The 13,060-nt window shown below is 41.6% G+C and carries 10 protein-coding genes; 7 read left to right on the top strand and 3 right to left on the bottom strand.

Features of this window, described 5'->3' with window-relative positions; all coding sequences use genetic code 11:
* The first annotated feature begins 231 nt into the window (after positions 1-231).
* The 3 genes from V5G28_RS04070 to V5G28_RS04060 all read left to right on the top strand — a co-directional run bounded on the left by V5G28_RS04070 (position 232) and on the right by V5G28_RS04060 (position 3,093).
* A complete protein-coding gene (locus V5G28_RS04070; RefSeq protein ID WP_336229637.1) occupies positions 232-720 on the top strand; it encodes a hypothetical protein in 489 nt (162 codons plus the stop codon).
* Positions 721-954: 234 nt separating this feature from the next.
* Positions 955-1,356, top strand: a complete 402-nt coding sequence (locus V5G28_RS04065) for a RidA family protein (protein WP_332997163.1) — start codon at positions 955-957, stop codon at positions 1,354-1,356.
* Positions 1,357-1,458: 102 nt separating this feature from the next.
* Positions 1,459-3,093 (top strand): MFS transporter, encoded by a 1,635-nt coding sequence (locus tag V5G28_RS04060; RefSeq protein WP_332997161.1) that lies wholly within the window; start codon positions 1,459-1,461, stop codon positions 3,091-3,093.
* A 41-nt stretch (positions 3,094-3,134) separates the two neighbouring features.
* Here the strand turns inward: V5G28_RS04060 and V5G28_RS04055 are convergent, their stop codons facing one another.
* Positions 3,135-3,992: a phosphate/phosphite/phosphonate ABC transporter substrate-binding protein gene (locus V5G28_RS04055; protein WP_332997159.1), complete on the bottom strand. Its 858-nt coding sequence runs from the start codon at positions 3,990-3,992 to the stop codon at positions 3,135-3,137.
* A 316-nt stretch (positions 3,993-4,308) separates the two neighbouring features.
* Here V5G28_RS04055 and V5G28_RS04050 point away from each other — a divergent pair, with 316 nt between their 5' ends.
* Positions 4,309-5,199 carry a c-type heme family protein gene (locus V5G28_RS04050; RefSeq protein ID WP_332997157.1) on the top strand — a complete coding sequence of 297 codons (891 nt, stop codon included), beginning with the start codon at positions 4,309-4,311 and terminating at the stop codon, positions 5,197-5,199.
* A gap of 207 nt (positions 5,200-5,406) precedes the next feature.
* Here V5G28_RS04050 and V5G28_RS04045 read toward each other — a convergent pair whose 3' ends face one another.
* Entirely contained in the window at positions 5,407-6,273 is an 867-nt protein-coding gene (locus tag V5G28_RS04045) for an alpha/beta hydrolase (protein ID WP_332997155.1), read from the bottom strand.
* Positions 6,274-7,195: 922 nt separating this feature from the next.
* On the opposite strand from V5G28_RS04045, the gene V5G28_RS04040 reads away from it, so the two are divergent.
* Positions 7,196-7,582: a hypothetical protein gene (locus V5G28_RS04040; protein ID WP_332997153.1), complete on the top strand. Its 387-nt coding sequence runs from the start codon at positions 7,196-7,198 to the stop codon at positions 7,580-7,582.
* A 208-nt stretch (positions 7,583-7,790) separates the two neighbouring features.
* Here V5G28_RS04040 and V5G28_RS04035 read toward each other — a convergent pair whose 3' ends face one another.
* A complete protein-coding gene (locus V5G28_RS04035; protein ID WP_332997151.1) occupies positions 7,791-10,112 on the bottom strand; it encodes a caspase family protein in 2,322 nt (773 codons plus the stop codon).
* 466 nt (positions 10,113-10,578) lie between these two features.
* Here V5G28_RS04035 and V5G28_RS04030 point away from each other — a divergent pair, with 466 nt between their 5' ends.
* A complete protein-coding gene (locus V5G28_RS04030; RefSeq protein ID WP_332997149.1) occupies positions 10,579-11,778 on the top strand; it encodes a sigma-70 family RNA polymerase sigma factor in 1,200 nt (399 codons plus the stop codon).
* 14 nt (positions 11,779-11,792) lie between these two features.
* Positions 11,793-12,971 carry a DUF1822 family protein gene (locus V5G28_RS04025; protein WP_332997147.1) on the top strand — a complete coding sequence of 393 codons (1,179 nt, stop codon included), beginning with the start codon at positions 11,793-11,795 and terminating at the stop codon, positions 12,969-12,971.
* Positions 12,972-13,060 lie beyond the last annotated feature (89 nt).

Here is a 13,060-nt window from a genome sequence, read left to right as displayed (position 1 = left end):
AATAACTAAAAAAAAGTTAGCAAATTGCCTTACCAAGGTTGCGGACATTTTTTATTTGTAGTATATCAAGGTGATTCAGAAATAACTGTATGGTATTTTGAATAACTTCTGATATTTTGGATTAGAGTACCACTAAGTTAGAAGTAGCGTCATAAGCAGACTGATAGGCTTTTACTTCACATCAATGGAGAATGAAAAATGAGTACGCTTGAGAAAACTTCTCAATCTAATTTGTCAGAAACAGTATCTTCTGAGATGAATAGCATTCAGAGTGAAGCTTTTAAACGCAGTCTTCTCTGGCATGGTATTTTTATTTGTTTGTTAGGATTTGTTGCTGGTCTATTCATACCCTTGTATGCTAATCCACGTGCAGGGCTTGCTACCCATTTGCTTGGAATTACACAAGGAGTGTTCATAGCTGTTATCGGTCTTTCCTATCCACAACTCAAGTTACCGCTTTGGGTTGCTAGAGCAAATTTTTGGATGCTTCTCATCAGTGCTTATGTTGGTATGATTGTTGAGTTTTTGGCTGCAGCATTTGGCTTAAGCCGAATGTTTCTTATTACTGCGATGGGATTGCCCGAAGGTATTCCTTGGCTGGAAACTAGCACCGAAATAGCTATCAAAAACATAAGTATCTTGACCATCTTAAGCTGTTTTATTGTTCTCTTTGGCTTAAGACAAATTAAAAGTGGTTCAATTTTGCAAGAAAAATCTTAGTCATGGTGATGAAATAATCAAATAATGATTTCTTAGACTTCTCCGAAAATTAGATTTTGACTCAAGCAAAAGAGTTCATAGCTGATTTTTGGAGATGTCTCTTGGTGATTTTGACATTGGCTAAGGAAGAATTCAATGAAGTTCATATATCCTTTAATCACTGTCATTTGATTGGGTACTGCTTTAACTTCTAGCATTGAAGCTAGACAACAAAAACTTAACCAAAAGCAACAAATGTCATCCTCCCCAGATTCTGTAGAATATCTCACCTCTGTTGAAACAACATCTATGAATCTTCCCTTTTCGGAAGCAGTACGTGTTGGTAATATGCTTTACTTATCAGGGGTTATCGGAAACATACCTGGAAAGAAAGAGCTTGTCAGTGGTGGAATCAAAGCTGAGACAAAGCAAACTATGGAGAATATCAAACGTATTCTTGAGAGGCATGGGTCATCACTCAGCCAGGTCGTTAAATGCAAGATGATGCTTGCAGATATGAAAGATTGGAACGCGATGAATGAGGTTTATCTGACTTATTTTTCGGCATCCCGACTACCCGCCAGAAGCGCATTAGGAGCAAGCGGTTTAGCTCTCAATGCACGAGTGGAAATTGAGTGCATGGCAACAGTAAAATAAATGATAAAAAATAAATGATAAGTCAGTGTACAATAATTCAGTTCCTTAATCATATTTTACAAACTAAAAAAACGAAGTATGAGTTAATAAAAAATAAAAGCTATGAATAACTCAAGAATGCCAACTCAACCAAAAGTTGAAAATAGTATCTTCAAAGATAAGAATTTTTACATAATCAATTTTGTGACATTGGTGGGAATTTTAGGGGGAACCCTTTATACCCCAGCACTGCCAACGATACAAAAATTTTTTGAAGTTACAGCAGACCAAGTTTCATGGACATCGACACTTTTCCAGTTGCCTGGTGCCATTATTACTCCTATATTTGGAATTTTAGCTGACATTTTAGGCAGAAAACAAGTCCTGATTCCTTCGCTGCTAGTGTTTGCCCTTGGTGGGGCGTTGAGCGGCTTGACATCTAATTTCACGGCTCATTTAGGAGGGCGACTTTTACAAGGTGTTGGTGCTGCTAGCTTGGAACCGCTACAACTTACCGTTATCGGCGACCTTTATCAGGGGAGAAAGCTAGGCACTGCAATGGCACTTAATGCCGGTTTGATTGGTATTAGTGGGGCAATTTTTCCTCTCGTTGGTGGGATATTAGGCGAGTTTAACTGGCGATATACGTTTTTACTAGGGTTGCTTGCCATTCCAGTGGCATTTTTGGTAGTAGTGACACTAAGATTACCAAGGCGACCGCAGAAGGTAGAAAAATTTGAACTCAAATCTTATCTACAAAGTACCTGGACCAGCATAAACAATCGTCACGTACTCGGGCTGTTGTTCGCCGTTATGTCTCTGTTCTTGGTGCAAACTTTATGTTTCACCTATATCCCATTATTGGCAACAAGCAAGTTCGGTACATCCGATTCGGTCAATGGCATCATCCTGACGAGTATGTCAATTGCGATGGCGTTGGTTGCTGCTCAATTGGGACGCTTGACACAAAGTATCTCGGAAATTAAACTCATCAAACTCGCTTTTATTCTCTTTGCAGCCGCCCTGTTAATTCTCGCTATTATTCCTAACTTTTGGTTGATATTCATCCCCATGTTTTTACTGGGTGCTGCTCAAGGTATCGCCCTTCCATCCTCCCAAGCACTGTTAGCAGGACTTTCTGCACAAGAATCTCGGGCGGGATTTATGGCGGTCAATACCTCAATTATGTCATGGGGACAGACACTTGGTCCTTTATTAGGAAGCATTGTTGCTAGCATCTGGAAATTACAATCAGTCTTTTATGCAAGTGCCATTTTTTCCCTGGTTTCATTTGCAGTCTTCAATTATATGCTAACGACTAAAGTCTTCAATTTCACAGCCAAAACTATACAACTACAAGTTCCACCAGTTCGCAACGAACAACCAACTTCGCCTCCGCCATTCCTTGCGTCTCCCACAATCCTGCAAAAGCCAATTGCACAGCTCCTCCATGTCGGAACTGACAGGGCGATTGAATTGCCAGAACATTTTCAAGTTATTAATATCGGCAAGTCGAGCGATCGCATTGTCCCCGAAGTGGATCTTTCAGATTTTCCCAATTCTGGAGTTATCTCACGAGTTCACGCCCAGATTCGTTACGATGGAGAAAATTACTATATCCAAGACCTCAACAGTTCTAACGGTACTTTCATTAATAAATATCCACTTATACCAGGTGTTTGGTACAAATTAAAACCAGGTCTCCTGATTAGTCTTGGTCGGCGAGACGCGATCGCATTCATGTTTCAGATTGATTAATACGTTTGGTGGTTAAACAGAGTCAGGAATCCTTTAGTGAATCAAAATAGCCGAACAGGTTTAGAATTAAGACGTGCTGCAATAGATGTTATCCGCTTGACCACAGAAATCATATATTGATAATCAGGTGCTTGTGCATTTGGTACATATCTAACGTCTTGAATCAAATTAGGAGGAGCATCTTTAAGATAATTACGAATCCGCTCTTGACGATTTTTTTCGATGTTCGGTCCAATCAAAACAGCACCTGGTGGAACACTTTGAGAGTCAGAGAATAATATGTGAAACTCTGCAGCATCCAATTTTGTTCTATATAAATTAAATTCCTCCAAAGAAATGGCACCGGCAGCAGCCTTTCCTTGTGCGACCCATTCAAGCACTGTTTTTGGTGTAGGAGCAAATAGAATTTCTGCCAAGGTTAAACCATAAAGATTGTACAGTGGAATATAATATCCAGTAGCGGAACCTTGTAGACCTAAGGCTACTATTTTATTCTGTAAATCTTTCAATTCTCGCAGAGGGCTGTCTTTCCGTACAACTAATATCGCTCGTGAAGTGCTTTCTACCTGAAGAGGGAAAATTGGTAAATATTGATAGTTAGCACTTGCAATTGCTGCCAAACCCGGAGGAGCAAACACTAATGACCAAGCACGACGCTGAATGCGCTCAATCGCTATGTTCTCATTAAAAGTCGGTTCTAATTGAATAAGTGCCCTTGTTTTTTCACCCAAATATTGACGAAAGCGAACAAATCGTTCTAGCGCTTGTTTTCCTTCTCCGTAGCTAATCACGCCAATAACTAACTCAAGTTCTTGATTTGATGTTTCCTCCCCTACACAGGCGGTGATGAAGAGTAGCATCTGCAAAATAAATAAACGTCGGGAAAGTTGGGATGACATCAATAGCTTTTAGCCAATATTTTTCTTGATGGATATCTTGTTATTATCTAACAATGTTAAACATTATTCTAAGCGAATCAACATATAGCATTGAAAAATTTTATAGCAATTTACAATTTGGTGAAACACAGTAGGAGCAAGGCAAAGAACAGCCCCCAGCATATGTATAGTCCCCGTAATTGAGAACCGTTATATTTAAAGAATTTTCATGTAAGCAGTTGTATTTTTATGAGATAATTGAATGGATGAAGTTAGAGTTTAATTTATTCTCTGCAAGTTATATATAACAGGTGTATATTCAGCCAAAAGAAAAACCATGAAAATAGGAACTAAGGTTAATCTAATTTTAATAATAGTTTTTGTTAGCGGTCTTCTAATTAGTGGTATTGCTTTATCAAATGTACTTCAAACAAAAGCACAGAATGAGGTAAGTTCTAAAGCCTTGATTCTGATGCAAATTGCCAACTCGGTAAGAACCTATACCAACGAGCGCGTACAACCTTTGTTGTTACCAAGAGTGGACACTCAAGAGCAGTTCATCCCGGAATCTATACCCTCATTTGCCACTAGAGAGGTGTTTGAGATTTTACGTAAAAACAAAGAATATGGAAATTTTATCTACAAAGATGCCACTCTGAATCCAACAAATCTGCGAGATAAAACTGACGATTTTGAAGCTAAGATTGTTGAACGATTTCGTCAAAACCCTAATTTAAAAGACGACTCTGATTACCGAACAATATCTGGAGAAAAACTGTTTTATAGCGCCCGACCTTTTTCCATTCAAGACAAGAGCTGTCTGCGCTGCCATACCACACCCGAATTAGCTCCAAAAAGTCAAATAGCGACCTACGGAAAAGAGGGTGGTTATGGATGGAAGCTCAATGAAATTCTTGGAGCGCAAATAGTTTATATTCCGGCTGAAGACATTTTCAAAAGTGCTAATCAGTCATTGCTCATTGTCCTAGGAGTTGTAGGAGTTATTTTTACAGCCATTGTTCTGATCATCAATCAGTTGTTAAAAAAAGTTGTGCTACAGCGTATTAAAACAATTGCTACTGTGGCGGAAAAAGTGAGTGTTGGGGATATGGATGCCAATTTTACTAAACAATCGAAAGATGAAATCGGAGATTTAGCAGAAGCTTTTAATCGGATGAAATATAGTTTAGAAATTGCTCTGAATATGTTAAATAAGAATCACAAGTAGATGAATTGAAATAACGTTTTCTTCCGTGAGATATTTATACTTGCAGATTTTTTCGGGTGTGTTGTCGCGTAGCGCAACGCACCATCCCGGATTTTTGGTGCGTTTGGACGTTCCGTCCATAACGCACCCTACTAACGCTAAGTCCGTTGCAACACTCATCATTACCAACGTCCGTACACCTCTATACCCTGCCCGTAGGGGATTGACCTAGCTACTTGCCGTGAGACTTATCTGTTTGAGAATTGCAGTGCAAAGCGGGCTATCGGTATCGAGGAAACCATCGATTGCAGTGAAGTGGTTTTTACCAGGCAGTGGTAGGTATTCACCTACAAGTCCTTTTGCCTTCCAAGCAGTAAGAAATTCTTGTGACTGACGGTGGAACTCTGAGCTTTCCTCAACCCCGTAGGTTATGATCAGCGAACCAGCTTTTTCGGGAATATGGTAGATTGGGCTGTTGCGGAGAACTTGATCCCAAGAAAGCTGTATTTTTGGCATCAGCCAAGTATAGGGAAACGGCATTAGGTCAAACAAGCCACTAATGGCACAGCCAGCTTTAATGATATCATTCGGCAATCCATAGTCGTTTTCCCAGTCAGTAGCCATGACCATAGCAGTTAGGTGACCACCTGCTGAATGACCAGATAGGTATATGCGGTTAGGGTTTCCCCCGAAACTTTCAGCGTTACGATAAATCCAGGCGATCGCAGCACGGTTCTGGCGGACAATCTCGTCAATAGTCACTTTTGGGCATAAAGCATAGTTGATCACAACTACTGTGACATTAGCAGATACCAAACCCTTGGCAACAAAACTAGAGTCCTTACTGCTACCCAGAAACCAGTAACCACCGTGGATATATACTAAGATCGGAGCGTTAGGTTGTGCCGCCGGAAAAATGTCTAGGTGTTCGGCTAGGGTAGGACCGAAGGGAACGTTCAGCTTGCAAGGTAGCTCTTGACGTACCTTAGCACTGTTGATGCCGTAAAATTTCTCGTACCCAGCGACATCCAAGCCTAATTCTATGGGACTGTACTGAGCATCTAGCTCAGCTTGGGTTTTAAAATTGCGGTACATGATTTCTCCCTTAGTGATCTGCAATATTGTTTTTACTCTTAATGAGTGATTAGGGTGTACTTTCACTAAAATATGCAATTACTCATCGGTTCAACAGGTTCCGCTTATCGTTAACGGTATCGTGGAAGTCCCCACTTTAACAGTGAACAGTGAACAGTGACCAAGTACCAGCCGCACCCATCAGGTATTGATGGGGATTTAAACAAGGACGCCGTATTTCTCGTACTACGTATATCGTTTGGACATCTTTCTATGTACTTCCATGTTTAAAAACACAGAGAAGTCCTGTAGGCGGTGAGACCAGTGCTGCAGGAGGGTTTCCCGACAGCCAGGCAACTGGCTCTCCCGTTGGGGTTTCCCACGCCCAGGGAACTACGTTCGGCTTGTACCAAAACTTTTGTTTAATAACTGTAGAACTTACGCACTGTACAAATAGAAGATCATATGTATGAATGGAATTTGGTCGTTCCAGGCTTTTGACAATTACCGCCACATGGGTGGCGATCGCTAAAAGATGATCGAAAAATCACGTTTTAATGCCTGAAACCCATACCTCATATTTAGTATTTCCTGTCAATGCGTAAGTCCTAAACTGGTAACTCGGCACTGCGGGTACTTGGTAACTGATTCGGTCAACCGTTATGTTGGGTGAGGATGGACAGCAGACAATGACAAAAAGACCTCCTATTTTGGTCTTATAGCAGGGGACGCTGGGACTCTTTACTGGGGACTGGGTGAAAAGTCTTTTTGTGTCTAGGTTTTATCATCTGTTGATGTCCTACTCCCTTCCCGGTACAAGATTATTTATCTTTTCCTTGGCGTTCTTGGCGTCTTGGCGGTTCGTTAATAGGTAATCTTCGAGCGTGACAGGAGTAACCACCTTGGCTGTTGCTATATCACCAACCGTATTGAGATATGAGTGATGAAATTCAGTAAAATCTTTGTTACGTTCGTCTTTTTAACTTTAACTTTTAGTGCCTTACCGGCTCGTTCTCAATCGATTAATAGCTGTGTTGCTTCTGCAAAAATTGGACCATTAGCTGCCGAAAAAATCCTGGCGTTGGGTCGAGCCAAAAATGTTGCTCGTCAGGCAGCCGAAGCTGCAAATGGAGGACTGAACAACTACCGTGCAGAAAACTCAATGCATGGTCCGGTTGAGCAAGTTCCGTGTAAAGACAATGGCGATGGCACGTGGACATTCACCTTTCAAGGCACAGCCCCTGGCGATAGTACACCAATTGTTGAAAGTGTTGTTACAGTTAATAGCCAAACGTTTAAGGTCACAGTTGATCGCAATACTCGTTTGTGATCAACTACCATGGCAACTGACGAACAACTGCATTCAGTTGATTTATAGCGGTTTTAAGAAGAACTCAGAACGCAGTTGGGTTCCCACGGATAGAATCCGTGGGAAATAGTCAATAAAACAGCCCCTACTTTGACGCTCGTTTAACCCAATTGAAAACTGCTATAAATAGCCTTCATATCTTGTAAGGGGGAGTTTTTTTGCAAGCAGTCTATTGCTCAAGCATACGCTGCTCAAACTCTATGGAGAGTTTTGGTTCGGGAATTTCCTTTGCCAAATACCTAACAAATTCTGGTAAAGAAATTTGTGGGTGAGATTGCAAAACCTGTTTAATGATAAATTTAGCGATCGGACCAACTGAATAAGCCAACTCATGCTCGCATTTAGTGATAAAGTTGGCATCAATTTTTTGATATTCCTGTGTTGATAATTTCGCTGAGCGGGGAGATGAAACATTGAATGTTTCTAATATCGCGATCGCCTGTTTCTGAAATTGTTTTTGTTGCTGTGGCGATAAGTAAGCCGCTAGATTTGCCACTAATTCTTGGTAATTTCCTGCCTGTTTGATAGCTTTTTGTAAAATTGTTGGCGCAACCGGTCCTATCGCTTGCGTTAGCAACTGTTCCAGGTTGGTATATTGTTCTGAACCTAGGAATAAATTCTGTTGCGGTTGTTGGGTTGCTGAAGGACGAACACCAACAGCAGAAGGAGAGGGAGACGCCTGTTGTGACTCGCGTGAAGACGAAGAAGCAGAAACAGATGGGTGGGAAGAAGCTGTGGGAGGCTTTGCCTCATGCCGATTCTTTTGAAAGGGTTTGCCAAAAGGTGAGAACTGCGCATTGGCAATGGAAAGCAAATTTTCCTTGTTTTGCTGTTTGTTTTCCTGAATCTCAGAAACTTCTAGTTCCTGCAAATCTTGGAAAATCGTGGCAATATTACCAGGTAAAATATCAATAACTGCTTGTGTGCCTGACAGCCAAATATGCACCTTTGTACCTTTGGCTTGCAAAAGGCTTTGTAATTGAGTCATCCATTTAGCAACTGGTAATCCGACTTGCGGATTTGCTGCTACAAGAGTTTCTAGAACCGTTTGGGAAAATAATTGTGGCTTTTCTCTTGGCGTTGCAGCGACTATTAAACATTGTCCCTGCTCTGCGCCTGTTTGCAAATCTTCTATCCAATTCTCCAGGGAAGTCGCCTCAGATTGTTCTGAGATAATGAAATCTAAGATAATTATTTGTTGAGTTTTTTGAGCGCGGCGTAACTCTTGTCTTAACCAAGAACGACTCAGGCGCATTCCATCACCCAAAATTAACCAGGCTTCTCCATCTTCGATTTCTTCGACGTACCCGCGTAAGTACAATAACGATGTTGGTGTCTTTTTCACCACCCCCAATGGTGAGGGAGATTTTGTTTCTGATTCACCATGCCAACGAGTAAATTCTTGGATGATTAAGCGTACTTCTGACCAAGTTTTGCCTTTTTGAGGAAAATATTCTACCTCAAAACCGCCAGCACCAGCAAATAATCGACTCAAGTCAATAGTCGTTTTCTTGTTTGAGAGTGCATCAATCACAACCGCACGTCGCTGTTTGTGAGATTCAACAATTGCTGGCTTGAATCCAACAATTAATTCTCCTACTCCTTCTACAATTCGTTTGGGTGTTTGCAGGGGATATTCTGGATGGAGTTGACTCTCCCCACGATTGAGCTTTTGCTGATTAATCAGACGCACTTGGTGATTTAATTTATCAATATATTGCAGCGTCTGGCGGTAAACATATTTGTAAAGCCCGTCTGCTTCAATCACTCCATGTGAATCAGCAGCTTCACCCAACAGTCCCTGCATTAAATAGTAAGTGAAGACTCCATGCCCTAATTCTGGAAACTCCCAAGACTGTTGTCCTTGATCGCAAGATAGCAAGGCGCAAAATCCCTTACTTTGAGAAGCACGTTGTCTCAAGACATTCATCATTTGTGTTGTGGGATTGGGTATCTCAGGAATGTTTCCATCTCTGGCGCTTCCACGGTTTCCGCCCAACAACCTCATATCACCGCTATGACAGGTGTCTAAACAAACTAACTGTTGGTTGGCAGGACTATCCCCTAATATTCGCAGCAGTTCCTGCATACCTAACCCTGTAGTTAGCAAGTCATCTTTGTGGGTATCTGCCAGACACAGAACAGCCTGTTGAGTATTCGGCTCTAACATTCCATGCCCTGAGAAGTATAACAGGATGGAGTCCTGGGATTGAGACTGTGAAACAATTTGTTGCAGGCTCCCACGAATCATTTGCAAAGTGGGGCGTTTTGCCGCAAAATCGTGATGAACAATCACTTCCTTATTAGGAAATCCTTGGGTGGCGCTGTTGAGCGCTTCTCCTAACCCTTGGCAATCTAACGCTGGGTAGCGCAAAGAAGGTAAGCTTCCGTCTTGGTATTCGTTAACACCTACCAATAAAATCCAAAGCTTAGCTTCTCCTGTTGTTAATATATAAGTCGAGCCACTAGAACCAACACCGAGCGGAGGCATATTTACTACTTAATCCTAAAAAAAACTTTAATAATTCACTATGAGTCCGTTTAGTTAAACCGATCAAGGCTTTAATGTGTAGCTTTAAGGAAATTCTTTTCCCTTTCACTTACTATAGCAAATTTGCTGCGTCAATGTACTTAAGTGACAGTTCATTTTGCACCTCTATTGGCTCAGTCAATACGGATTTTACCTGTAGGCATCAAACACCTTTCTTTATAATTTATTAATCAAGTTTATTTTACAAATTACGTTAACTGTTACAAAAGTTAATGATGGTATAACCCAAAACATGAAAGTCATTATTAATATTGATCACAGACCTCTAAAATAGAGTTGGCAGGCAAGCTCTAGGTGTTGTAGCACCATCATTAGACTGCATAAGTGTATTTGTGATGTACCTATCCATTTATGTGGTGCTCCATTTATGAGTTGTTCAGTTGACCATTTATAAGTTGGTTAGTTTATGCGTTCCCGCCAAGGTATTACTGAGCTATTTACGACTTTCTTACAATTTGACGCTGACAGGGTCATCGGTTGGGCTACTGATAGTAAGCTGCGTCGAAATATACTCAATTGTCAGGCACGTTTATCAGAAGCAGAAAATTCCGAGACTTTTTGGGTGTCTTACTGGTATAAAGGATGGCAAAATCAAACCGAAAATCTGGCACGAGGACATTTGTCAGCTTATTTACAAGAAGTGTGCTTTTGGGCGGCGAAGAAAACAGTTGTTAATTTTTCTTCTGGGCAGTACACTTTATCTGACTGCTTCCAAATGGTCACAACGAGTACAGATAAAGTATTGAAAAGGTTTAAGCCCGAAATGGGTTTTAACCTCAAGAATTACGCCAGTGCGATTTTTAGCAGCGAACTCAAGGAAATGCTGCGCCAGCAGAACGAAGTTGATATTTGTACTAATTGGCGATTGTTGCGGAGGCTGAGTCAAAAGCGGTTGGTAGAGTCTTTACAAAATGCTGGGCTGAGTGCGGACACGATAGAACGCTATGTATTAGCTTGGAAATGTTATCAGTCGCTATATGCTCCACAGCAATCTACTGGGACTCGTAAATTGGCAAGACCAGATGACGCTATATGGACTGCGATCGCTCAGCTTTACAATTTCCAACGCCAGACTCAACTGTCAAGCCCAGGCGCAGAGTCCAGCCCGGAAACGATAGAAAAATGGCTGGTTGCGTCTGCGAAAGCAGCCCGCGCTTATTTGTATCCAAATATGGCTTCCCTAAATGCGCCGAGAGGGGATGATGATTCTGGGGGGGAATTTCAAGATTTTTTACCGCAACTCAAGCAGGAATCGTTACTTACGGAAATTGTTGCTGAAGAAGAACTCGTTGAGCGACAGTCACAGCAGTCTGAAATCAGTGGTGTGTTACTTGCTGCTTTAAACGAACTGGATGCAGAGGCGCAAAATATCATCAAACTTTACTACAGCGAAAATTTAAAGCAACAGGAGATTGCAAAAGAATTAGGAGTCAAGCAGTACACTGTTTCTCGTCGGCTCACTAAGTCTAAAGACGTATTATTACTTAAACTTGCAAACTGGACTAAAGAATCGCTGCATATTTCACTAAACTCACAGGTATTAAACTATATCAACACTGTTTTAGAGGAATGGTTACAAGCTTACTATAGCCGTCCCTCAGTTTAGTAGGAGTAACAATCATGACATTCGACCCAGGCGCACTCACGTTAACAAACACAACAGATATGTGGCTAGAAATTTCTGAAGCTGAGAAAACAAAGATTTGGGAGCAAAGCCAAGCTTTTTCCAGCGTTAATCGTCGTTGGAATGCCTATATCAACCGCTTGAGCTTAAATACTGTTCTACCTTGGCTGCGGGAAGAATACGCCGCAGATGCAACTGTTTTTCCTGCTTTGAAGGCTTTACCCAGCATTTGGGAAGTCGTTAATGGCACAGGTATTTCCCTCGGAACGACACGGATAGCATTAATTCCGAGTGAAGCGCTTGATTTGAGCGAACTGCGCGTTCCTCAAGAATGGGTTGATATTCCGAACTGGAGTGCTGATTATTATCTAGCTGTGCAAGTCAATCTAGAAGAAGGCTACATTCGGATTTGGGGATGTACAACACACGCCCAACTTAAGACTATGGGCAGCTATGATGCGAGCGATCGCGCTTACTGTTTAAATGGAGAGGATTTGATTTCTAATCTCAGTATCTTATGGATGGCGCGTGAAATTTGTCCAGAAGAAGTGACTCACCTTGAAACTGCGCCCTTGCCAGAATTATCTGCTACCCAAGCAGAAAACTTGCTCCAACGTTTAGGGAATCCCAGGCTTGTATTACCACGCTTAGCAGTACCGTTTCAAACCTGGGGAGCGCTCCTAGAACATGGAGGTTGGAGACAACGTTTGTACGAACAACGTCAAGGAGTGCAACAACAGTGGTCGATTCGTCAATGGGTACAATCTGGTGTATCAGATTTTGCACAAAAATTTGGTTGGGGAAGTGTAGAGTTACAGCCAACTTTAGCAGGTGCTAGGGGTTCAGAGCCGGAATCGGCAACGCCAACTTTGGTACGAAAATTAACCATTGCCCAACAACCATACGAATTGCGGCTGCAACCCAAAGGTAGTATTGAAGATAGCATATGGCGCTTTGAACTACGCAATGGAAATAGAGGCGAACTGATTCCCAGTGGATTTAAATTGAAACTCCTGACTGAAGATTTACAGCCATTCGAGGGTAATCAAGCGCAAGCCACAAATCCTGTAAACAGGCTTTACGTTGAAGTGGCTTTGGGCGATGCTGGGGAAGGGTTGGTGTGGCAGGTAGAGCCGACTCCAGAAGATTATGAATGCGAAATCTTGTATTTTTAAGTACGATTCGTGTCTTTGCTGAAAACTGTATGCTTTTGTTTCTTCAGCCATGCTGTAGAAGCGTTAACGCGTTAAATATAATATGATCT

It is taken from the genome of Scytonema sp. PRP1 (assembly GCF_036697665.2).
Taxonomy (GTDB): domain Bacteria; phylum Cyanobacteriota; class Cyanobacteriia; order Cyanobacteriales; family Nostocaceae; genus Kalymmatonema; species Kalymmatonema gypsitolerans.
This window is presented reverse-complemented; position numbering and strand designations above follow the sequence as displayed.